At 46.9% G+C, this 24,385-nt stretch carries 20 protein-coding genes; 10 read left to right on the top strand and 10 right to left on the bottom strand.

From position 1 onward, the window contains the following. Positions 1–11: 11 nt before the first annotated feature. Positions 12–725, bottom strand: coding sequence for a lipoyl(octanoyl) transferase LipB (lipB, locus tag KVT36_RS13955; protein WP_217604115.1), 714 nt, complete (start codon positions 723–725; stop codon positions 12–14). A 288-nt stretch (positions 726–1,013) separates the two neighbouring features. Here lipB and KVT36_RS13950 point away from each other — a divergent pair, with 288 nt between their 5' ends. After that, on the top strand, positions 1,014–2,084 hold the full coding sequence (locus KVT36_RS13950) for an RluA family pseudouridine synthase (protein WP_217604114.1): 1,071 nt from the start codon (positions 1,014–1,016) through the stop codon (positions 2,082–2,084). A 360-nt stretch (positions 2,085–2,444) separates the two neighbouring features. Here KVT36_RS13950 and mutS read toward each other — a convergent pair whose 3' ends face one another. Beyond that, on the bottom strand, positions 2,445–5,048 hold the full coding sequence (gene mutS / locus KVT36_RS13945) for a DNA mismatch repair protein MutS (RefSeq protein ID WP_217604113.1): 2,604 nt from the start codon (positions 5,046–5,048) through the stop codon (positions 2,445–2,447). Between the two features lie 272 nt (positions 5,049–5,320). Here mutS and KVT36_RS13940 point away from each other — a divergent pair, with 272 nt between their 5' ends. The 9 genes from KVT36_RS13940 to KVT36_RS13900 all read left to right on the top strand — a co-directional run bounded on the left by KVT36_RS13940 (position 5,321) and on the right by KVT36_RS13900 (position 11,712). After that, entirely contained in the window at positions 5,321–5,851 is a 531-nt protein-coding gene (locus KVT36_RS13940; protein WP_254639991.1) for an RNA methyltransferase, read from the top strand. A 55-nt stretch (positions 5,852–5,906) separates the two neighbouring features. Continuing rightward, complete coding sequence (locus tag KVT36_RS13935; protein WP_217604112.1) at positions 5,907–6,773, top strand: UbiA-like polyprenyltransferase; 867 nt, start codon at positions 5,907–5,909, stop codon at positions 6,771–6,773. Between the two features lie 26 nt (positions 6,774–6,799). After that, positions 6,800–7,210, top strand: coding sequence for a Holliday junction resolvase RuvX (gene ruvX, locus KVT36_RS13930; RefSeq protein ID WP_089913837.1), 411 nt, complete (start codon positions 6,800–6,802; stop codon positions 7,208–7,210). A gap of 235 nt (positions 7,211–7,445) precedes the next feature. After that, positions 7,446–8,024: a peptide deformylase gene (def, locus tag KVT36_RS13925; RefSeq protein WP_217604111.1), complete on the top strand. Its 579-nt coding sequence runs from the start codon at positions 7,446–7,448 to the stop codon at positions 8,022–8,024. A gap of 69 nt (positions 8,025–8,093) precedes the next feature. Continuing rightward, on the top strand, positions 8,094–8,651 hold the full coding sequence (locus KVT36_RS13920; RefSeq protein WP_368670024.1) for an RNA polymerase sigma factor: 558 nt from the start codon (positions 8,094–8,096) through the stop codon (positions 8,649–8,651). Between the two features lie 5 nt (positions 8,652–8,656). Then, positions 8,657–9,517: an anti-sigma factor gene (locus KVT36_RS13915; protein WP_217604110.1), complete on the top strand. Its 861-nt coding sequence runs from the start codon at positions 8,657–8,659 to the stop codon at positions 9,515–9,517. Between the two features lie 260 nt (positions 9,518–9,777). Then, entirely contained in the window at positions 9,778–10,329 is a 552-nt protein-coding gene (locus tag KVT36_RS13910) for an RNA polymerase sigma factor (RefSeq protein ID WP_089913848.1), read from the top strand. Between the two features lie 4 nt (positions 10,330–10,333). Beyond that, positions 10,334–10,582: a hypothetical protein gene (locus KVT36_RS13905; RefSeq protein ID WP_089913851.1), complete on the top strand. Its 249-nt coding sequence runs from the start codon at positions 10,334–10,336 to the stop codon at positions 10,580–10,582. A gap of 194 nt (positions 10,583–10,776) precedes the next feature. Continuing rightward, positions 10,777–11,712, top strand: a complete 936-nt coding sequence (locus KVT36_RS13900; RefSeq protein ID WP_217604109.1) for a hypothetical protein — start codon at positions 10,777–10,779, stop codon at positions 11,710–11,712. A gap of 73 nt (positions 11,713–11,785) precedes the next feature. Here the strand turns inward: KVT36_RS13900 and KVT36_RS13895 are convergent, their stop codons facing one another. The 8 genes from KVT36_RS13895 to KVT36_RS13860 form a co-directional block, all read right to left on the bottom strand. Then, the gene (locus KVT36_RS13895; protein WP_217604108.1) at positions 11,786–13,501 is read right to left on the bottom strand and encodes a gliding motility-associated C-terminal domain-containing protein; all 1,716 of its coding nucleotides are present in this window, start codon (positions 13,499–13,501) and stop codon (positions 11,786–11,788) included. 1,391 nt (positions 13,502–14,892) lie between these two features. Beyond that, positions 14,893–15,960, bottom strand: coding sequence for a flippase-like domain-containing protein (locus KVT36_RS13890; protein WP_217604107.1), 1,068 nt, complete (start codon positions 15,958–15,960; stop codon positions 14,893–14,895). A 14-nt stretch (positions 15,961–15,974) separates the two neighbouring features. Then, on the bottom strand, positions 15,975–17,396 hold the full coding sequence (locus tag KVT36_RS13885) for an alkaline phosphatase family protein (protein WP_217604106.1): 1,422 nt from the start codon (positions 17,394–17,396) through the stop codon (positions 15,975–15,977). 59 nt (positions 17,397–17,455) lie between these two features. Then, on the bottom strand, positions 17,456–19,555 hold the full coding sequence (locus KVT36_RS13880; protein ID WP_217604105.1) for a carboxypeptidase-like regulatory domain-containing protein: 2,100 nt from the start codon (positions 19,553–19,555) through the stop codon (positions 17,456–17,458). Positions 19,556–19,584: 29 nt separating this feature from the next. Further along, on the bottom strand, positions 19,585–20,529 hold the full coding sequence (locus tag KVT36_RS13875) for a FecR domain-containing protein (RefSeq protein WP_217604104.1): 945 nt from the start codon (positions 20,527–20,529) through the stop codon (positions 19,585–19,587). Continuing rightward, positions 20,526–21,098, bottom strand: coding sequence for an RNA polymerase sigma-70 factor (locus KVT36_RS13870; RefSeq protein WP_217604103.1), 573 nt, complete (start codon positions 21,096–21,098; stop codon positions 20,526–20,528). The genes KVT36_RS13875 and KVT36_RS13870 overlap by 4 nt, the downstream gene beginning before the upstream one ends. Positions 21,099–21,251: 153 nt before the next feature. Beyond that, on the bottom strand, positions 21,252–22,655 hold the full coding sequence (locus KVT36_RS13865) for a sialate O-acetylesterase (protein ID WP_217604102.1): 1,404 nt from the start codon (positions 22,653–22,655) through the stop codon (positions 21,252–21,254). Positions 22,656–22,788: 133 nt separating this feature from the next. Further along, complete coding sequence (locus KVT36_RS13860; RefSeq protein WP_217604101.1) at positions 22,789–24,372, bottom strand: SusD/RagB family nutrient-binding outer membrane lipoprotein; 1,584 nt, start codon at positions 24,370–24,372, stop codon at positions 22,789–22,791. Positions 24,373–24,385 lie beyond the last annotated feature (13 nt).

The following is a 24,385-nucleotide window of genomic DNA, read 5'->3' as shown; positions in this document are numbered from 1 at the left end:
ACCACGGGGCATTACACTTTAACCATCAGCTCAGCACCAAATACTTCTCCAAAGTGCTTTTGCAGCCTGACTTTTACCTCCTCTACCGGTACCGGGCCGCCCAGCTCCTCGTGCATGGAGGCTACCTTTTTATCGGTAATGCCACAGGGTATAATATGGTTAAAATAACTAAGGTCAGTATTTACATTCAGCGCAAAACCGTGCATAGTTACCCAGCGGCTGCAGCGTACTCCCATAGCGCATATCTTACGGGCAGTGGCCGGGTCTTCCGGCGATAGCCATACGCCGGTCTCGCCTTTGGAACGGCCGGCAGCGATCCCATAATCAGCCAGGGTTAAAATGATCACTTCTTCCAGGGAGCGCAGGTAGCGGCCCAGGTCTGTAAAAAAGTATTCCAGGTCCAGGATGGGGTAACCTACTACCTGGCCCGGGCCATGAAAGGTAATATCCCCGCCCCGGTTGGTGGGTACAAAGCTGATAGCCTTCTCCTTCATCTGCTGCTCGTTAATGAGCAGGTTTTCCATATGGCCGCTTTTACCCAGGGTATATACAGGCGGGTGTTCGCAAAAAAGCAGGTGATGTATAGTAGCGGGCGGAGTGGCAACCGCAGCGCGGCTGGCATCCAGTTTAATACGCACATTCTGTTGTAACAGGTTCTCCTGGTAGTCCCAGGCTTGCTGGTAATCGATCAGGCCTAAATCATCTACATTGATCTGTTGTTTCATGCTGCAAATTTACGCTGGATTTACCGGATTTGGAGAAGGGGAGGCAAGACGGCGGACCGGGAAGGATAACAAAGTAGCAGCAGGATGGCGGGTAGTGGCTGTATGGAGTAGGCTGGATCTACGGGATCCGGAGAAAGGGGCAAGACGGCGGATCAGGAAGATAACATCCTGCAGCAGAATGAGGGGAAGTGGTTGTATGGAGAAAACGTGCTGATATGGCAGATAAGCGTTCAACACTGCCAGGGTGCGCGAAAATAGCCGTACTTTTGCAAAAATTTTAAAGCACACATGGCGGAAGTATTACCGGAACTGGAAGATGAGCTGGACAACGGGGAAGGCAGTGAGGAACTGTACGAACGGGTAAATATACAGGTTGATAAAGGCCAGGAGCCCCTGCGCATTGATAAATTCCTGATGAACCGGGTGGAAGGCGCTACGCGTAATAAGATCCAACAAGCTTGTGAAAACAGCATGGTGCTGGTGAATGAAAAACCTGTAAAATCCAACTATAAGGTAAAACCCGGCGACCGCATTATCGTTTATTCCAGCAAAAACCCGGAAAGCCTGGAAGTATTGCCGGAAGATATGCCGCTGGATATTGTTTACGAGGATGATGACCTCATGATCATCAACAAACACGCAGGCCTGGTGGTGCATCCCGGCTGCGGCAACTATACCGGCACCCTGGTGAACGGGCTGGCCTGGTACCTGGGCGATGAAAATTCCCGCACAGCCGTAATACCGGAGATACCGCGCTTTGGCCTGGTACACCGCATTGATAAAAATACCAGCGGCCTGCTGGTGATAGCCAAATCAGATAAGGCTATGACCGACCTGGCCAAACAGTTCTTTGACCATACCGTACAGCGCCGTTACCTGGCCCTGGTGTGGGGCGATTTTGAGGAGGACGAAGGTACCATAGTAGCCCATGTGGGCCGGCACCAGCGATTCCGCAAGATCATGGACGCCTACCCGGATGGCGAGTATGGCAAAGAAGCTATTACCCATTATAAAGTGCTGGAACGGTTTAATTACGTAACCCTTATTGCCTGCCGGCTGGAAACCGGCGGTACGCACCAGATACGGGTACACATGCAGCACATTGGGCACCCTTTGTTCAATGATGATACCTACGGGGGGAACCGCATTGTAAAAGGAACCATTTTTGCCAAATACAAACAGTTCATAGAAAACTGTTTTGAGGTTATTCCCCGCCATGCGCTGCATGCGCAGACCCTGGGTTTTATTCATCCCCGCACCCGGCAACCTATACAATTTGAAAGCCCGTTACCGGATGATTTTAAAAATGTGCTGGAAAAATGGCGGCGGTATGTAGCTGCACGGCCACTGGAGGAATAGTAGTAACCCTATAAAACAAAGCTTTCTGCAAATAATTTTAATAAAAAACGGCAGCCCTGATGGGCTGCCGTTTTGCGTGCAGGCACGCTATTACTCTCTCATCCTTATAGGTCTGCAGAATGTTGATAATAAACAGCCCTTTCGGGCTGTTTATTGGTATGTAACACATACCATTGCATCTCTCTGTAACAAAAATAAGGCAGCTGATATAATTATAGCGCTAATCAGATGTTAATGAAAATGAATTTAATTATTACATTATCAATTAAGTTCATTTTACATAAAACAGTAATTTAAGTATGATGAATGGATGCTGTAATACCCCTTAAGCATGAGATCTTGCGCAAATACCCTTATTAATTATAGTAGCCCCTTGATCTCGCTCAACTTCAGCAGCGCTTCTACCGGTGTTAAGCGGTTAATGTCCACATGCTCCAGCATATCCCGGATCTGTTTAAAGGTATCGCTATGCGCATCAAAAATGCTAAGCTGCACTTTGGTGGAGTTGGCTATTTGTTTAATGTTATGCTGCAGCGGCGCTTCAATATGTTTTTCTTCCAGCTGCGCCAGCACTTCATTGGCACGGTTCACTAAAGCAGGCGGCATACCTGCCATACGGGCTACATGAATACCAAAGCTATGCCGGCTGCCGCCCGGCGCCAGCTTACGGAGGAAGATCACTTTATTGCCGGATTCCATATTGGTGATATGGTAGTTCTTTACCCGGCTATGTTTATTTTCCAGCTCATTCAGCTCATGATAGTGCGTAGCAAATAATGTTTTGGGTTTATGCGGCGTCATATCATGTAGGTATTCCACAATGCTCCAGGCAATGGAAATACCATCGTAGGTGCTGGTGCCGCGGCCTATTTCATCCAGGATCACCAGGCTGCGGGGTGTAATGTTGTTGATGATGCTGGCGGTTTCGTTCATCTCCACCATAAAGGTTGATTCTCCGCCGCTCAGGTTATCGGAAGCGCCTACACGTGTAAAGATCTTATCCGTTAAACCAATGGTAGCGCTGCTGGCAGGTACAAAACTACCCATATGCGCCATCAGCGTAATAAGCGCTGTTTGCCGCAGCAGGGCCGATTTACCGCTCATGTTAGGACCAGTAAGGATAATGATCTGCTGTTGCTCCTGGTCCAGTAAAATATCGTTGGCCACATAACTCTCACCGGCCGGAAGGCCGCGTTCAATTACCGGGTGGCGGCCTTCTTTAATATCCAGCTCAAAGCTATCTGTAAGCACCGGGCGCCGGTATTTGTATTGCAGCGCGTTGCCAGCAAAACATAACAGGCAATCTATGCGCGCCATGGCTTGTGCATTTTGCTGCATGGGCACTATGTATTCCTGTAAAGCCAGCAGCAGGTCATCAAACAGCTGTATTTCCAGGGCCAGTATTTTTTCTTCTGCTCCGGTGATCTGCTCTTCATATTCCTTCAGCTCCGGTGTAATGTACCGCTCTGCATTGGCCAGGGTTTGTTTCCGGATCCAGCTGTTAGGTACTTTATTCTTATGGGCATTGGTTACTTCCAGGTAATAGCCAAACACATTGTTGAAGGCCACTTTCAGGGAGGGAATGCCGGTAGCTTCTGATTCTTTTTGCTGGATCTGCAGCAGGTATTCCTTGCCGGAGCTGGCTATCATCCGGAGCTTGTCCAGCTCTGTATGCACCCCTTCCCGGATGGTGCCGCCTTTATTTACCAGTACCGGCGGCGTATCTGTTACCTGTTGTAAGATACGGTCCAGTATGGCCGGGCAGGGATCCATTTGTGCGTGCAGGCGTTGCAGGTAGGTATTGCTGGTAGTAACTAACAGCTCCTGTATGGCATGCACCTGCTGCAGGGATCTGGCCAGCTGCATTACCTCCCGTGGATTGATCTTTTTCAGCGGTATCTTAGATACCAGCCTTTCCAGGTCGCCGGCTTGTTTCAGGTGTTGCTGCAGGTTTTTGGCCAGGTCGGTTTCTTTAATAAAGTACTCTACCACATCCAGCCGTTCGTTGATCTGTTGCGGATCGCGGAGCGGAAATACCAGCCAGCGTTTCAGCAGGCGGGCGCCCATGGGGCATACTGTATTATCCAGCACATTCAGCAGCGTATGCCCGTTTTCCACGCTGCTGTTCATGAGCTCCAGGTTACGCACGGTAAAGCGGTCCATCCACAAAAAATCATCCTGGTCTATACGCTGTATGCCGGTAATATGCTGCAGATGCGGGTGCTCTGTATCGCGCAGGTAATGCAGGGTAGCGCCTGCAGCAATATGCGCCTCTTCCAGGTCGGCTACACCAAAACCTTTCAGGGAGTGCGTACCAAAATGTTTAAGTAATATTTCCTGGCTGTATTGCGTGGTAAAGATCCACTCATCCAGCGTGTAGGTATAAAAGCGGCTGCCAAAATGCTGGCGGAAATGTTTTTGCTGGGGTTTGGCAAACACTACCTCTGCGGGTTTAAAACTTTGCAGCAGCTTGTCAATATATTCCAGGTTGCCCTGTGCTATAAAGAACTCGCCGGTAGAGATATCCAGGAAAGCTACACCCGTATTATTATTGCCAAAGTGCACGGCGGCAAGAAAGTTGTTGCTGGCATTTTCCAGCAGCTTATCATTTACGGCCACACCGGGTGTTACCATTTCCGTAACGCCCCGTTTTACAATACCTTTTACAGACTTGGGATCTTCCAGCTGATCGCATACCGCTACCCGGTAGCCAGCCTTTACCAGCTTATGCAGGTAAGTATCCAGCGCATGGTGTGGAAAGCCCGCCAGGTCCACATAAGAAGCGGCGCCGTTGGCTCTTTTTGTTAATACAATGCCCAGTACCCGTGCAGCGATCACGGCATCCTCGTTAAACGTTTCATAAAAATCGCCCACCCGGAAAAGCAGCACGGCATCCGGATATTTTGCCTTAATGGCATTGTGCTGCTGCATCAATGGGGTTTCTTCTGATTTGCTTTTAGCCATAGGGGGCAAATATATTAAATGCAGTCCATAGTTGGCAGCGGGCAGCTGGCTGTTAGCTATTAGCTGTTAGCTGTTGGGGAGTAGTACGTAGGGAAGTAGTGAAGTATAGGGAAGTAGCAGCGGATGGTATATGCCAGGAAGATACACCTAATGGGCAATTGGCATAAGCAATAGCGTGCAGTAATAGCATAACCCTAGAGTAGCGGCCATCAGCCACTAACGGCTAACAGCTAACAGCCAACTGCTAACTTATTCTCCTATCTTTGCGCTCTATGCGTAAATTAACCATGGATGAGTTGGGGCGTAAAACCATCCACCAGTTCAAAGCAGCGGATAAAACGCCGCTGGTGCTGGTGCTGGATAATGTGCGGAGCATGCATAACGTAGGATCGGTTTTCCGTACCGCCGATGCTTTTCTTTTACAGGGCATGGTGCTTTGCGGCTACACGCCTACCCCGCCACACCGGGATATTCACAAAACCGCCCTGGGCGCTACTGAAACAGTGGATTGGCAATACCTACCCACCACGCTGGATGCCGTACAGCAATTACAGGCTGCCGGTTATGCCGTAATGGCTGTAGAGCAGGCTGCACAAAGCATAATGCTGGATGCATTTACACCACCTGCCAACCAGCCGCTGGCGCTTGTTTTCGGCAATGAGGTGTCGGGTGTGGATGCTGCGGTGATGCAGCTGGTGAATGGTTGTATTGAGATACCGCAGAGCGGTATGAAACACTCCCTCAACATTTCCGTGAGCGCCGGTATTGTGGTTTGGGATATCTTTGCAAAGTTGAAAAAATAGCTATTAGCCATTAGCTTTTAGCAGCTAATAGCTAAAAGCCAAAAGCTCAAAAAACATGATCAGCACCGTTAATAAATACCTTTCGCTGGTAAAGTTCAGTCACACCATTTTTGCCATGCCTTTTGCCATGACCGGTTTTTTTATGGCTACTATAAAGGCGCAGCAACCTTTTCACTGGCAGCAGTTTGTGCTGGTTGTGCTGTGCATGGTATTTGCCCGCAGCGCTGCCATGGCCTTTAACCGCTGGCTGGATGCGGATATTGACAAACGGAACCCGCGTACTGCGAAAAGGGAAATTCCTGCCGGTATCATAGCGCCGGGTAATGCCCTGTTCTTTGTAATCGCCAATGCCGCGCTGTTCATGCTGTGCAGCTGGTTCATTAACCGTCTTTGCTTTTTCCTGTCGCCTGTAGCGCTGCTGGTGGTGCTGGGGTATAGTTATACCAAACGTTTTACGGCGCTCTGCCATCTTGTGCTGGGCCTGGGCCTGTCCCTGGCGCCCATTGGGGCTTTCCTGTCCGTAACCGGTTATTTTGACCTGCTGCCGGTACTGGTATCGGTGCTGGTGCTTTGCTGGGTATCGGGCTTTGATATTATTTATGCCCTGCAGGATGAGGAATTTGACCGTTCCCAATCCCTTAACTCCATACCAGCCTGGCTGGGCAAACCAGGCGCGCTGCGCTTTTCCGAAGTGCTGCACATCATAGCCGGCATTATTGTGCTGGGCATTGGTGTAATAGGGCATTTTCACTGGCTGTACTGGATAGGCGCCGGCGTGTTCATTATTATGCTAATATCCCAGCATTTGCTGGTAAAACCGCATGATCTGAGCCGGGTAAACCTGGCCTTTATGACCACCAATGGTATTGCCAGCGTGGTATATGCCGTATTTGTGATCAGCGATATGCTGATCATCGGGTAAATTTTTAACGCATCTTACAAACAATTATGGGGCGCATTCTGGCCATTGATTACGGAAAAAAAAGGACCGGCCTGGCCGTTACAGATCCGCTGCAGCTGATTGCCAGCGGGTTAACGACGGTGCTTACGCACGACCTGATCCCTTACCTGAAAAAATACTTTGCGCAGGAAACGGTGTCTGAAATTATTATTGGCGAGCCCAAGGGCCTGGATGGTAATGCTACAGATGCTACTGCCCTGGTCACTGAATGTATCCGCATCCTGCACAAAAATTTCCCGGATATGCCGGTGAAAAAAATAGACGAGCGTTTTACATCCAAAATAGCCTTCCGTTCCATGATAGATAGCGGCCTTAAAAAGAAAGACCGGCAGAACAAGGCCCTGGTGGATGAGATCAGCGCCACTGTTTTACTTCAGGAGTACTTGCAGTACAAGTAGTTAGCAATTAGCTGTTGGCTTTTAGCTGTTAGCAGTTGATGGCCGCTTCTCCTAGGTTATGCTATATGCTTTTCCTGCTGTTCTATAATATATATGCCTAACAATCGCCCATTAGGTGTATGTTCCTAACCGCTACACTACTCCCCTGCGTTCTACGCCCTCTAACTGCTAACAGCTAATAGCTAACTCCCAACTATTTATTACCTTTGCCCTCTTTAAAAAATATTAATTAGCAATGATATTACCCATTGTAGCGTTCGGCCACCCGGTGCTAAGAAAAGTTAGTGAAGATATTACCCCTGACTATCCGCATTTGCAACAGTTTATTGCCAATATGTGGGAAACCATGTATGGTTCCAGCGGGGTAGGACTGGCCGCACCACAGGTAAATAAAGCTATCCGCTTATTTGTGGTAGATAGTGAGCAGATCATCAATAACCTGGAAGAAGACGAAAAAGCTGAGTATCCCGGCGACCAGGGCGTTAAACAGGTATTTATCAACGCCCATATAGTAGATGCTGAAGGCAAGGAATGGCCCTATAATGAAGGCTGCCTGAGCATACCCAAGATCCGGGAGGATGTGTACCGCCCCGAAACCATCCGCCTGCGTTATGTAGATGAAAATTTTCAACCGCACGAACAAACCTTTCACGGCATTACTGCACGCGTGATCTTCCATGAATATGACCATCTTGATGGTAAACTGTTCATCGACTACCTGAAGCCCCTGAAGCGCAGAATGCTAAAAGGGAAACTGGAAGATATTTCCAAAGGAAAAATAAGTACCGATTACAAAATGATTTTCCATAAATAAAATAGATAAAAATTTTGTAATGTAAAATAATCCTTTTACTTTGGACACTGCTTTTACTTAACTATCCCTGTGTCCAACTTGAGACCCTCTCTTACATATACAGAAGCTGAACTTGTTCAGGGACTAAAAGCCCGGGACGAGAAGGTATTCAGTTACTTATATGACCATTACTCTCCGGCTTTGTACGGTGTGGCCCTTAAAGTGGTGAACGATGAGAATATCGCGGTAGATGCATTACAGGAGATCTTCCTCAAGATCTGGCGTAGCGCAGAGCGTTACGATCCGGACAAGGGACGCCTGTTCACCTGGATGCTGAACATTGCCCGCAACACGGCTATTGATACGCTGCGCTCACGTGCGCATAAGCTGGATCAGAAAATGCAGGAGCTAAGCAATGGTACTTTGCAATGGGAAAAACTGAGCGTGCAGCAGTCCGTAGACCACCTGGGCTTGTCCAAAGTGCTGGACCAGCTGAACAAAGAGCAGCGGGTGATCATTGACCTGGCCTATTACCGGGGCTGTACACAAGATGAAATTGCCAAACTACTGGACATACCGCTGGGCACTGTTAAGACAAGAATGCGCAATGCCATTATTCAATTAAGGAATCTCTTAAAACAGGTGTAATCAAGGTGGATGTACAACGCTACATATCGTCCGGTATCATTGAAAGTTATGTGGTAGGCCTGCTGCCCGCGCAGGAAGCCCGGGAAGTGGAGCAGGCTATAAGCCTGTACCCGGAAGTAAAGGCAGCGGTAGATGCCTGCCGCCAGGATATGGAAAGATATGTGCAGCTGCATGCTATTACGCCGCCAAAAGGCATCCGCAAACGCCTGATGGAAGTAATAGAGAACGAAGACTCTGAGGAAGGGGAAACCCTGCTGCCGGAAGAGCTGCGGGAGCCGGTGATGGAAGAAGAGGCGCCACCGGCAGGTTTCAAACTATCCATTCCGCAGGTGCGTATCTGGCAATATGCGCTGGTACTGGCAGTTGTGCTGCTGATCATCAGTTTGGTCATGAATGTCCGGTATGCCGATCGCCATAAAACATTAAAACAGCAACACGAAGAGCTGATCTCCACTCACAATCAAGCTATTACTGATCATCAATCCTTACAATCAAAACTGCAGCATACGGAGCGGGAGTTATTGTTGCTGAAAGATCCGGCCTTTAAATGGACCCGGCTTTCCGGCAACAGTAAGCATGCCGGCCAGTTTGCCAGTATAGGCTGGAACCCGCAATCCAAAGAAGTGTACCTGCTGGCGCAGTCCCTGCCGGAACCTGCTGCAGATCAGCAATACCAGCTGTGGGCCATGGTGAATGGTAAACCGGTGGATGCCGGTGTGTTTGAAATGGGACCACAGCATACCACCCTGCAAAAAATGAAGGACCTGGCTGCCGCCCAAGTATTCTTCATTACCCTGGAAAAAAAAGGGGGGAATGCCTCCCCTACCCCTGACCAGCTGTTTGTAAGCGGTAAAGTAAATGGTTGAGCGGTGCTTTATTAATAATGAGCCACTAATAATTAACTGATTTTATTATATTAAAATTTTGCCTGTATACTCACTTGTTAATTATCCCGTATTCACTTTTAATTATTAATTAATTCCTTATCTTTCAATCTCATTTTACCCCATTCATAATCTTGCCTCCTTTAGAATCAGTGAATTTTATAACAGACCAGCCCATTCTGAAAGCGATTGCTTAGCAGGTACTGTTGCCTTAGGAAACCTTTTAAATAACCAGGAGACTAGTGGAATCCGATTATACATATACGGAAGCAGAATTAATTCAGGGACTGAAAGCCAGGAACCAGCGCGTATTCGGCTATTTATATGATCATTATTCGCCTGCCCTGTACGGGGTTGCATTGAAAATACTGAATGATGAAAATGCAGCCGGCGATACGCTGCAGGAAGTGTTCCTGAAAATATGGCGCAATATTGACCGCTATAACGAGGAAAAAGGCAGGTTGTTCACCTGGATGCTGAATATTACGCGCAATACAGCCATTGATATGCTCCGGTCTAAAGCCCACCGGTTTGAGCAAAAAATCCAAGATGTCGGGGACGACGTACATTTATATACAGGTCACCTAGCCGTTTACCAATCTACTGATCATCTGGGACTTTCAAAAGTTTTGGAAAAACTGAATAAAGAACAGCGTATTATCATTGACCTGTCGTATTATAAAGGTTGTACACAAGAAGAAATATCTACCATATTGAACATACCTTTGGGTACGGTTAAGACCAGAACACGCCTGGCGATGATCAAATTAAGGAATCTTTTAAAAACTTTATAAAACAGTGAGCTTAGAGCGTTTTATATCCTCCGGCATCATTGAATTGTATGTAACCGGTATGGCCTCGGAAGCCGAAGCTAAAGAGTTAGAAGCCGCTATGGTAGCGTATCCTGAGCTGGAAAAGGAGATAGAATCCTGCCGCCGGGACCTGGAGCAGTATGTAAGCCTGCAGGCCATTACACCACCACCTGCAATTAAGGATCATTTGCTGCGTATGGTAGCAGATGAAACGGCCAAATGCGAGAAGCGGTAGATCTTTAACTCTTCATTAACAAAATAATTTCATGTGCATGCGCCCGCATACACATGCGGCCATAGTAGTTCCAATCTCTAAATTTGCTTAACCCTTTATTAACAAAACTCTTCCCACACACCATCATATCAATATATTAGTTAGTGCAGATACCCGCATTCCGCCATTAATTACATTTTTCCTATTTTGCAGGAATGCAGAAGTTTTTCGTGGTTGTTACCGGTTTTCTGATAACCGGGCTGTTACACTTTCATAATACCTATGCCCAGGATACTGCCCGTTATAAAGGAATGACTGTGAACCTGGATGAAGTGGTCGTGAATGCCAAACGTATAGGCTTTGACGTTAATAGCTTTATTAAACGGGTGGAAGAAGATACCACTTTTTACCGGGCCTTTAAGAACCTGCGCCTGCTGGGCTTTACCGCCGATAACGATATTCGTATATACGATAAGGATAAACAGGTGAAAGCTTCCCTGAAAAGCGAAACGCACCAGACCATGAATGGCCTTTGCCGCACCATGCAGGTAATGAATGAAAAGGTTACCGGCGATTTTTACACCTCCAAAGGCGATTATAATTACTACACCGCAGAGTTGTATGCCGGCCTGTTCTTCACAAAAGGTACTGCCTGTGTAGATGCAAATGGCAATGGTACGGAGCAGGGCGGCGGCAGTATGCAACGGCATAAGGCCCAGTTAAAACAGCTGATCTTTAATCCCGGCAAACCCGTACGCGGCGTACCTATTGTGGGTCCTAAAGTAGCCATCTTTAACCCGGAAGTAATGCGCTTTTATGATTTTTTCATTACCGCGGAAAATTACCTGGGCGTATCCTGTTATGTATTTGCCGCCCGCGTTAAAAAAGACCTGGGCCGCATAGACCGGGGTGATGTGGTGATCAATGAGCTGGTGACTTATTTTAATAAGGAGAACTTTGAGATCGTAGGCCGTAAATATTCGCTTTCTTATAAAACGTTGTTATTTGATTTTAACGTGCGTATGAATGTGGAGATGACTAAGAAAAATGATCTTTTAATACCGGCTTTGGTTACGTATGATGGTACCTGGGATGTACCTTTCAAAAAGCGCGAGACGGCTGCGTTTGTGGCAAAGTTTTACGTAAACTGATTATATGCTTTAAATAGAAAAAGGTGCAAATGAAACGGTTCATTTGCACCTTATTATTTTAGATCTTAATACGTTAATACACGATCGTAACGGCGCCCGTTTTCCTGAACGATTGCAGTGTGCTGGCGCTTGTATATTCCATTACCCACACATAGGTGCCTACATTCATTTGCACCCCGTTCTGCCGCCCGGTCCAGCTAACCTGCGGATCCGTACTGAAAAAGATCCGCTGTCCCCAGCGGTCGTACACGCTGAGCTTAAAGTCCGATAACAAGCATCGGTAAATGGGCCGGAAATAATCATTCTTCCCATCACCGTTAGGGGTAAACGCATTCGGCAGCCATACCTGGCACTCGCAATCCTTTGCCAGCACCAGCACAGAATCGGTAGCACGGCCGCAGGTGTTGTTAGCCACTACAGCGTAGTAACCAGGTTCGGTTACCATAAAAACAGGAATGTTGGTACTATCCTGCCATTTATAATTAGTGCCTGCGCCGTTGGGGTAAAGCCGTATCTGCTCTCCCTTACATATGGTACTATCAGGTCCCAGGTTGATGTGCAAAGTATCATCATAAGTTACGTGGATGGTGTCAGAAGAAATACAGCGGCCTATTTGCGCCCGTACATAAAAGTAGCCGGGTTCGCGTACATAATAGGTGGCCTGGTCAGAGCCGTCCTGCCACAGGTACTGGCCCTGCCCGAAATCGGCGGTAAGCACCAGGAACTCACCTTTACAAATGGTAGTATCCCCTCCAAGGTTCACGCCGCGCAGGCGGTTATAGTCTACCCGCACCGTATCAAGCACTTCACATTCATTATCTACTTCTATAAACACCCAGGCATCTACCGGGCTGCTTACCCGTACCGTAGGATTCATTGAACCGTTAAACCAGCTGTAGCCGGAGGCGCCGGCTACCTGGGGCGCCAGCACAATAGTTTCGCCGGGGCATAATAAGGTATCAGGGCCCATGGTAAAGGGATGTTCATGCCCGCCAAAGTTGATGGTCACCGTATCGCGGAAAATGCCGCAGCCACCTGCATTTACCTGCACCATGTAGGTGCCGCTGGTAGTTACAACATAAGTGGAGGCGCTTTCTCCTGCTATAGGTGTAAAATCCCTGTACCACTGGTAGTTACCATCCTGCGAGGTAGCATCCAGGCGAATAGCCTCGTTAATGCACAGCAGGTGGTCATCACCCAGCTCAATTTCCGGGATAGGCGTAAAGAACACGTTCACGGAATCCGGTACCTCGCATCCATTGATCTTTACCCTATAGGTGCCGGTAGTATCTGCTACAATGGTGTTGCCTACGGAATCTTTCCGCGTCCACTCGTAGGTGGCTCCGGCTACCACAGGTGCGCTGAGAACAATGGTTTGTCCTTCGCAAAGCGTGGTATCAACCGGTTCAGGAAAATTGTAGGGTACCGGCTGTACTACAGTAATAGAAAGTGTAGTGGTATCTGCTACGCCAGCCCGGTAAGCAATGAGCGTAACGGTATAGGTACCAATAGTGGCGTACTGGTGGCTGCCGATCATTTTATCGGAAGTGTTCTGTACACCGGAGGGCGGATCGCCAAAGTCCCACAATACGGAATCAATGGTCTCGTCCTCAGTAGTAATGGCGAACTTGATATCTGTGTTCACACAGGTACTAGAGTAGGTAAAAGGCGTTAGCCATGCGCTCCTGGCGGGGGCGGCATACGAATATTGTGGCGTGGCCAAACTGATACAAACGGCTACCAGGAGTATCAGCAGGCATAGGATACGGCAGTGAATGAGGCTTCTCATGTATAGGACATGGGTATTGGCACTAAGTTAATAGAAATATAAATATATAATACTTTTTTTTCATAGAAAAAGAGGTGATAATGTAGTAACTTATTCATTATCATTAACATCAGATTAGCAAAAAAACATATTCGGAACCTTAACTTTGTTCATGAGGGAACATTGCATCATGTATGCATCAGGGTAGTCCTAAGTGGCTACCTTCTTTTTTAGGATAACACCGGACAGGTATATGAAACCAGCCGTCTCCCTTGTTCTCAGCCAGGTGTCGGTATGTTTTAAGCGAACTCAGTACTATGTTAAAAACGATGGAAGAAAGATTTTATTGAAAACCCATACAGTATTTCTCACAGGACAAGTATCACAGGATTATATTATAAACAGGATCACTTCTCTGGCAAAGATCGTTCGTTTTACAATACGATCAGTTTCAACATTATTAAAAGTCTTGTCCCGCATTTCCTGCAGCTGGAACAGGACTGCAACCTTGTGTGGGCCAATGTTCTCAGGTTATTGAGTACTGCGGCACACCTGTTCCGGTATTGTGGTAGTAAGGATAACTACTGTATGCTTATTCTCTGTAAATATAAACGAATCGATTTATATATACCATTTATATACAAATTAGTTATTAATTTTAATTGAAATTAATTGATAATGTAATAATTAAATTGATTTTCGTTAACATCTGATTAGCGGTTTATTTACATTTACTGTCTTACTTTTGTTTCACGAAAGAGAGAGGAGAGCGGTCACAGGCCGCTCTCCAAAGTCCGCCCTTCGGGGCGGATTTTTTTTATGTATAGTGTAAGCTTAAATGAAAATGATATATAACTGTCCTGGACTGGGGACGGATCTTTTTATGCATAGTGTAACCCAGGTAATGAGCTGTTCAGCTGATTATTATAGCTGCAGCATTTCCTCTATCGCTTTTGAAGCCTGTATTCTTACGGCCGCCCCCTGCTACTTGATACCGTCATTTTTTCGCACGCTGTTAAATCAACCGTCAAGAGATCTCGGATATATGAGGTAAGTAATTCAGGCTTGACGCATAGCAGAAGAGTAATACTTATACGTTTTATTTACTTATAAATTAATTCTTAAATCAAAAGAGAAACCATTGATAATGTAATAATTAAATTGATTCTCATTAACATATGATTAGCGCTTTATTTATATTTAGCGCCTTATTTTTGTTTCACTTTGAGAGATGAGGAGAGCGGCTTGCGCCGCTCTCCAAAAGTCCGCCCTCCGGGGCGGATTTTTTTATTGATGCAATACGAAGCCTTGCTTAAAGGCTAACCACGGTACTACCACGAAGGCTTATCGTCGCATGGAATAAATGATGCAGTTACAGGCAGGTGATGTGCTCATCATCGATGACTGCTCCCCTACCCTTTACCGCTCACCGTCTGCTTCCTCAACAGGTCAATCACCACTACCGCCCCTATCAACGCCGGGAAAAATAACAGGAATGAACGCTGTAATAAGGTAAACACCGGCAAACCTGCCGGTACGATCTTTCCAAACAACACAGAAATACTTAGCTCCGCAAAACCGCTGCCACCGGGGCTGGGTGCAAAATAGATCATGAACTGTATAAGTACCTGGATGGAGATCACCTGTATTAAACTGGCATGTACCCCTAAGCCCAACAGTATAACATATTGCATGCAATACTTATTCAGGTACAGCAGGGTTGTAATGATTAAGCTCAGCGGAAAAAGAAAAGGATGCTGTTTAACAATAATACTACAGGCTTGCTGGTACTTTGCAATGTTCTCATAGGCGCGTTGCGCCCAGGCAACCAGCTTATCTTTACGTGCAGGCAGCAGCACAGATAAAATGCCTGCTATTCTTTTAATGATGCTGCCCACCCAAACAGGTTTCCAGAAGGCCAGCAAAAAGGCGGATAAAAATAACAGGAAAAAGCTGAAGCCATATTTTAACATGGCAGGTACCATACCGCTCACCATACTTGTATCCATGAGCATAATAGCTATAAAGCCGGCCAAAGGCATAAAAATAAGGGTGGCCCCCATGTTGATCAAACTCACCGCAAATGCATTTACAAAAGAAACCCCCTTGCTGGTATATACAAAGATCTGTGCCGGCCCTGCACCTCCATGCGCCGGTGTTACAGCACCCATAAACATGTTGGCTGCATTGGCTTTAAAGCTTACCCATTGTGATACTGCAGGGTTAAGCTTACGGATGTAAATATGATTACGCCAGCTGCCCAGCATCAGGTCTATAAAAAGCATCAGCAGGCAAATAACAATGTACCGGTAAGAGATATGCGACAATGCCCGGATGGTTTGACCGGTATTGTTATAAAAAAATATACCCGCTATAGTTAGTATCGTGATCAATGCCAGCCAGAGGCTGCCTTTTATAATAAGCTTTTTATTAAAAACGGATGTTATGCCGGGTTGTTTATAATTTACTTCTGACATCATAAGATTAATTTTATTTAGTTCAGGGCCTCTCCTTCCGAAACAGCGGTGCTGATCCCTTTCCATTTTAAGATGCTGTTAAACAGGTCGGCTGTGCGGGCAGGATGTGTATGCCAGTTCTTTTGATTGTAGATGAGCGGCACATGCATATGTGAACGGTGCAATGAACCGTGCGAACCCAGGTGCTCAGGATATTCCCAGAAATCGCGCAGGTCGTAGCCGGTGCGGGCGCTCACTACAAGATCCCCTGCCCTGCGGCTTTGGAACAGCTGGTGTACCTGGTAAAGTGAATCGGGATACTCACTATCAAATGTGGCTTCCAGGGCAGCCCGGTGACCATTCACACAAAGCTCCCTGCCTAATTTGAGCGGGTCTGCGCTTTCCGGATGGTAAGCAAAAGTTTGGCCGCTTACTTCAAGGGTAGCTTTACCTTCAGCATTGCGCACTACAAAACTTTGGGAAGTATTACCGCGGTAAATAACAAGGTCCACCGCTTTTTCTGCAAGCAATCCGTTTAGCCGTGCGCTGCCCATAATGCCCAGGATCTCCCTTTCGCGCAGCACATGGTCGCCGGTATGGTTCAGCAGGTGAATGCTGCCAAAAGAATTGCCCGATACCATAACAGCCGATTTGGGATTGCTTTTCCAGATGGTGGGATAGTACACTGATTTCAGATCATGCTGCGTCATCCATTCGCCCAGGTCAAGATGTGTATCCGTTGGTGTTAGCCCATGGTCAGAGGTGAGGATAAACAGTGTATCCTGCCACCAGCCTTTTTTCTCCAGCAGGGCCCTTACTTCGCCCAGGCTGTTATCTGCTATCTGGTAAGCCTCAATGGTGCGCGGGTCGCGGATGTGGTGGTAATGCGAATCCCAGTCAACACTGGGAAACACTGCAAACAAAAAATCAAAATCTTTACCTGCCTGTAACATGTCCATAATACGCCGGTGGCCCTGCTCATCAACAGGGTGATGCCGTTTCCAGAAATGGGCACGCGTGTATAACAGGCCCTTGCCTTTTTTACCCAGGTCATATTCAGGAGGTATATTACGGGTGATCATATTATACAGGTTATATGATTCTCCCAACAGATCAAACAGTGTAGGTTTATTGGCCGGCATGTCTGTATTAAACCAGGCTGCTTCCAGGCCGCAATAGGAACGCATAGCGTTCTTATTCCAACGGGTGCGCTTAAACTCTTTTTTATCAAACCAGCGTATGCCTGTAATGCCCATGGTGCCCGGAAAGTGGCCGGTTAAAAAAGGCAGGTAAGCAGGGCCTGTGGTGGATGGGAAACAGGTGGTTGCTTTGCGGTAGGTGCCTTCATCAATAATGCGTTTAATATTAGGCAACCGGCCTTGTGCTATGAGCTCGGGCAATACCTCGCTATGCGCACCATCTACTAAATAGAACAAGGTGCGCTTTCTGGCTTGGGTCATTATCTTAATTTGGTACTAAGACAATGAACCCGTACTGTACCCCGACAAACAATCCTTATTTATTTACTTAACTTAAAACGGTAGCCCAGGCGCAGGGCAAACTGCTTGTAGGGCATTTGCAGGCCATAGTCTTCAAACTTAATACCTGCTTCCAATCCGCTGGTAAAACTAAAACCTGCAGATGCAGTGTACATTAATGAACGGTAGTGTTCATACACCGGTGTATATGTATAGGGATTAGAATTGTGAACAAAATGAGGCAGCGTGTTCCCAAAGGCCTCTCCTATTTCCCCGGCCATAAAAAAGCGCTTACCGGTCCTTAGCCTTATACCTGCTTTTACCGGTATAATTTTTACCGGTTGCGCATATACGTTATGCTGGCCGTTGCCGAATATTAACCAGTTCCTGTCTGCTGAAAAATAGGTGTACCCGGTGGATAATGTACCGGTTAAATACTCGCCCAGGTCGCGGTGTACAAACAGCTCCCCGCCGGACACAAAGCCAAAAGGCGCATCCCATGCAACGCCGCCTGTAGCAGCAACACCCAGGTACCAGGCCTGTGAATTATCTATTGCCCTTTTAACAGGTTTAAATACGGAGTTAAAAGCAATACCAGCTTCCCAGCCTATCCATTTCTTAGTTTGATAAAAGGAGGTGGAAGTTTCCGGGTATTCCGGTATATCAGTAACATTCTTATAGCCGGGGCTGCGCCATAAACCGGCATGTTTATAACGGTTAAACGCAGGCCCTGCCAGCAGGCTGATATGCTTGTTCACCTGTACATTCAGCAACAGCTTTCCCTGCCACCAGCCATCATCCCAGGTGCCTGCATCAGAAAACTGGTAAGCTGCTTCGGCTGACAGGTAAACGTTATTACTGAACATAAAGTCATGCCCGATGCCAAAGCCAAAAGCATAAAATCTATTATCAGCGGATACGTTCATACCCAGCAACACCGTGCTGTAAAAGTTATGCGTGCCTGTTTTTAAAGCCAGGTTAGTATTGGCCAGGTTATTAGCGGTATAGCTAAGCCTGTAAAAACCATTATAGATAATATTGATCAGCCCAATGCTTATGCCCTGCGAGGTATCCGCCACATTCACCATTCCCATTTGTACTCCTTTTAACCGGCGCGTTTCATTATGCAATGCACTGATCTGCACCCCGGATAACTGCGCCTGTGCTTTATTGGTGAATAAAGAGATCTGCACACCTCTTACCGTATCCAGGGCCCGGTTATGCGCGCCGGCCAATTGCAGTCCGGTGGCATTACCACCTACTAAATTAAACACACCGGCCAGCTGAAGGTATTTTGCACTTTTCTTGTTGATGTTAAATAAACCGGCCACCTCCAGCCCGTTTACACCAGCCGTGTAACCGCCTGCCAGGTTCAGTGAAAACTTATTTACCACCTGGGGGCTAAACATCCCATGCGTGCTAAGCCCGGGGGTTAAAGACACCTGGAAAGGCCTTTTAGCAAAGAAACCAGTAATGTTCAAACTCTGGATCTTTTGCCTTGCGGAGATGAATAAGCTTCCCAGCGCGGTTCTTTCAATGCGGTTACTTTCTTCATCTATATTATTATACACAGCATTGTTAGCTCTTGAGCTTACCAGCACGGTTTGCAAAAAATGAATGGTAGTATCCCGGTACAATCTTTTACTGGCTGTAACCGTTATGCTTCCGGGGTTGCTGGTGCGGAACTTTAGTTTAAAATAACCATGTTCGTCTGTTAAAGTGGCCACCAGGTGCGTTTTTTCATACACGCTGGCATTCATGAGGCGCTCCCCGCTACGCTCATCCACCACCATACCACTTACAGAAAAGGTATTATTATCATTGGTAAGGTCCGTGTTGATCAACATGAGGCGGGGCAGTGCAGGTATTATAATAACATAGTTATTCTGCTCACCATATTCATAACGTTCTTTGAACAGCCGATGTAAAATACGGGATACCTGCTGGTTGCTTGCAGTAAGGGTTACCAGGCTATCCTGCGGTATGAGCCTGCTGTTGTAGGAGAAGTAAAAACCGGCTTTGCTGCTGATCTCATTCAGCACATCCGCCACCCGCCTGCTGTTTGCATTTAATGATATAACCTTATCCAGCAACCCCTGTGCATTGCCTTGTTTTGGCAACACGTATAGAAAGCCTATCATCAACAGTGTTATAATCCTGTAAAACCGGGTCATTTCAGAATAAGCTGATCGTTCTTTTTTTCCAGTGTAATGTTAAAGGTGCGGCTAATTACCTGCAGGATATTATCCAGCGATTCGTTCTTAAAAGTGGTATTCAATCGCAGATCGCGCAGCTCTTTCCGGGCAATTATAATGTGGCTGTCATAAGCTTCATTCAGCACTTCTACCATTCTCCATAAGGGTGTATTATCTGCTACAAATTCTTTGCTGCGATAGTAGGTGTACAGCTGATCGGGGTTAACGGCTTTGGTAAGCGCAGCAGCTTGTTGCTGTACCACTACCCTTTCCCCGCGGTTTAATACAATGGTATGTCCCTGCCTGCTTACCTGCACCCTTCCTGTTTCTACGATCACTTCTATATTCCCGTTCTTATTTTTCATATTAAACGAGGTGCCTAATACCTTCACACTCAGATCGCCGGTACGGATAATAAATGGCTTTGACTGGTCCTGTGCTACATCAAAAAAAGCTTCTCCTTTAGTTAGCACCAGCTGGCGCTCCTTACCGGCAAATGCTGCAGGCAGCTCTACCTGTGTGCCTTTATTAAGTGTTAGTACAGAGCCATCGGGTAAGGTATCTGTTTTAACTGCCAGCTTAGTGGTAATTTGAATAGCGGGTGTATTACGATGGGTTAAATAAAACAAGGTTCCTGTTATTATTACCAGTATTGCTGCTGCAATTTTCAGCCAGGGCCTCCACGGCTGCAATACGGCTACCGGAGCCTGTTCCGCCGCTTTTTGCTTTAATCTTTGTAATGATGCCTGTGCATTTACAGTGCCTGTATATTGCAGGCGCAGGCTGGTTTCCCATACCAGCTGCAGCTGTTTAAACCGGGCTTCATTGGCGGCATCCTGCATCCTCCACGCTTCCACATTTTGCGCCTGTACGGGAGTAGTTTCCCCCAACAGGTGGCTTATCAGCAGATCATCAGTCATAATCGTATGTTTACATTCATTAACAGCCAAAGTATTAAGGGCAGGTAATCTGCCAGCTGTGTACGCAGCTTTTTAAGCGCTCTGCTCATTTGCGTTTCCACTGTTTTTACCGACAGGTTTAACTGCGTGGCAATTTCTGCATACTTCAGCTCCTCAAAACGGCTTAGCTGGAATATGGTGCGGCATTGTTCCGGCAATCCGTTAATAGCTTTTCTTAACTGTTGTTCCAGCTCCCGCAGCTGCAGCGTAGCAGCGGGTGTTTCCGTTTGCCGGCCTGTTGTTCCTGCGTTAAACAGGGTAAAAGCATTTTTTACTTTCTGGTGTTTAAGATAGTTCAGACACTCATTGTTCACCGACCGGTAGAGGTAGGCTTTTAAAGAGGTATGAATGGCAAGCAGCCCGCCCTTTTCCAGGATCTTTAAGAATACCTGGTGCACCATTTCCTCTGCAAGCATGTCATCATTCAGCATAGTATAGGCATACCGGTATAACGCATCATAATGCTCAAGATATACCCTGTCAAGATCATGGTCTTTAATCAATCCGTTATTTCCCTGGCTCGTCTGCAAGTATGCTTTATTCAGATTTTATTGGTTAGACAACTGTGCCTGTATTTACCCTTACAGGCAAAAAAAAATAATTTATTCCATAAAAAAGGAGCCTTTAAGGCTCCCTTTTTAGAATTACGGATTATCAATTACGAATTACAAATTACAGCTCTTTTACCATTCATCTGTCCTGAACGATGACACAGGCAGCCCTTCATTGCTGAACAGGGTGCCCACCAGCCAGTCCTTATACGCGTAACGTACAGCTACCGGTGTCTTTACCTCTTCACTTTTTACGGCAATGCCATAACCGGTTATCCAGGCAGTGGCCGGGTGAAATACCTTATCGGCGCCGGCTATTTCAAAATCAGACAGGGGTTTATTAAAAGAGAAAGTGGTTAAACCATTTGGCGCATTGTTAAAGAACAGCTGCACGGTATCTGTAGCTACCTTCATGTTCTTATACACCGGTGTGGCATAAGGAATGTTCTTATACCCGTAGGTTTTGGCCAGTGCGTTATATAACAGGCGTTTGGCAATAATGGTCTTATCTGTAGGGTGTATGTTGGTTTGATCTCCTACATCCATACTCACAGCCATACCGGAGTTGGGGATATCATCCAGCGCTTTTAACTGTGCTTCGCGGAGCAGGAAGGTTTCTCCTTTATCGCCTTTATATACAAAAGGCGCTATCTGCACATAATAAAAGCCCCATTCCCCGCAATCCCAGGCCGCTCTCCAGGATTTTACCATGGCACCCATCAGCTGCCGGTACTGGGCCGCGCGGCCGCGGTTACTTTCTCCCTGGTACCACAAAGCCCCGTTAATAGTATACCCCATTATGGGCGATACCATACCATTGTATAAATTGGTAGGATCATTCGGCTTTAAATTCAGTGTATCCGTTACCGCAGGAATTTTAATTTCATTGGTAAAGGGTTGCAGGGCCTGGGCGTGCATCCAGGCTTCTATCACAGTGCCGCCCCAGGTGGCTTCAATAATACCTACGGGCACTTTCAGCTTTTGCTGCAGCATTTGGGCAAACTGGTACCCCACTGCGCTGAAATCAGCGGCGCTGGCCGCATCTGATACCTGCCAGGTGGTATTACAATCTGACAGCGGTACCCGTGATATTTTTTTAGGTACATTGAACAGGCGTATCTGGGAATTATCCGCCTCCATCAATATGTCGGCAGCATGTAAAACAGCCTGGTTCTTAAACCCTTTTACAGGCATTTCCATATTGGACTGGCCGGAGCAGAACCACACTTCGCCAATAAGAATATTGTGCAGGGTAAGCGGCTTACCGTCTGAAATAGTAATGTCATAAGGCCCTCCGGCAGCCGGTGTTTGTACTTTTATCTTCCAGGCGCCATCTGCGCCCGCCTTAACCGTATACAATTTTTTGTTCCAGGAGGTGGTAACGGTAACCCTGGCATTGGCGGCGGCAGTACCCCATAAGGCAGCCTGTGACCGTTGCTGCAGCACCATATTGCTGGCAATAACAGCGGGTAACTTAACGGTGGCGGATGCGCCTAAAGAAAGCAGGAGGAAAAAAGAGATGATGAGTTTCTGCATAGTGGAATATTATGTTATGGGCAAAAACACAAAATACATAATCAGGCAGGTAAAAAAAAGCGTCCCGGGGTTTTAAGCCCGGGACGCAACATCTCTGTTTCTAATGTAGGTATAGGATTAGTAAGTAGTAAGCCTATTTCATCCAGAAGATCTTGGCATAGGGAAGATCCTTATCTGCTACTTTAGCGTAGTTCTCACCGTTCAGTGAACGCTCGCTGCCAGGATATGTTAACCTGTAAGCAGGCGTAGGCACAGTAGAAACACCCGGATCTGTAGGGAAGGTGATCTTGGGATAACCGCTTCTTCTCATTTCAGCCCAGGCTTGTGCATTCTGCATGATACCGAAGTTCACCCATTTCTGCAGGCCGATCTTGTTCAGGTTATCTTCCTGTACAGAGCCATAAGCTACTTTAGGATTAGCCAGCAGCAGCGTGATCTCAGCTGGTGTAGCTGCGGTTTGTTTGGTGCCGTAGTCGCTCAGGTTATGGATCTTGTAATAGTTTGCAATAGACTGCATAATACCTTGCTCGTAGGCAGATTTTGCGCTTCCGCCTCCCACGCCGCTACCCCATCTTTCATAGGCTTCAGCTTTCAGCAACCAGGTTTCAGCAGAAGTAAAGATGATGCCGGGGAACTTGGTATTTTTCACAAAGGTTGTACTATCTATCAGGGAGATCAGTCTACTGCCGATCTCAGCCTGCTGCTGCGCAGCAGTCATTGTAGGGATCATGCCATGATACTGACCAGCCGTATTTTTAGTGTACAATACACGTAAACGTGGGTCGCCGGTAGGCTTCAGCAGGGAATCCACCATATAACCGGGAGCGTATTGATGGCCATCGTTAAAGGAATTGGTCAGGTCTATTGTAAGATTAGTACCGCTGGTTACGATCTCCGCATTATCTGTATAAGCATCGATCATAGGATACAGCGTGGGGTTACCCATAATTTCCTGTACCAGCGCTTTGGAATTGGCTTCATCTACAGCAGATTTACGCATAGCCAGGCGCAGTAAAAGGGAATTACAGTAACGGCGCCATTTCAGCAGATCGCCTTTAAACAGGATGTCCTGTTTGGCCAGCTTGTTCAGGTAGAACTGCTCCGGCTGGGCGTTTGCCAACCAGTTGCTGATGATCTTTAAATTAGTGATCGCGCTGTCATATACCGCTCTGCCATCATCGAACGCACCCAGCTTTAAAGTACCGGTTGCATTCAGACCACCTGCTTCAGTGAACGGAACATCTCCCCAAAGGTCTACCTGCTGGCAGGCCTGGTCATACAGGAAGATCTGGGCTGTTTTAGTGAACAGTAAATAACCTGACTTATCTGCATCTGTAGAAAGCGCGTCATAGGCTTTTTCTATTTCGCGGTAGCTGGAGATGGGAGCCGTCCAGTTATTATCACTACCCGGTGCGCTATAAAAATCGTCCCAGCGGTCCTGTGCATAGGATTCCGGCTGCTCATACATTTTATTGGCAGTTACCACACCCAGGGTTTGGGTATATACGCCCATCTGAACGCCGTTAAATGTCCACAGGCCCCAGTAATCCGGTATAACCCTGCGGTTTTTGAACATGCCTGTGTAAAAGGCATCGATGCTGCCGTTGGTGGTTTTCTCAGGGTCCAGGTATTTGCTGTCTATCGTAGACTTTTTACATGCCCCGATGAAACCCAGCACTGGCGCCAGCATTATTATTCCAAGAATATTCTTCTTCATGTTTTTAATGTTT

The organism is Chitinophaga sp. GbtcB8 (assembly GCF_019091455.1).
GTDB lineage: Bacteria > Bacteroidota > Bacteroidia > Chitinophagales > Chitinophagaceae > Chitinophaga.
Note: the sequence above shows the minus strand (reverse complement) of the source record. Positions and strands in the feature narration are given on the sequence as shown.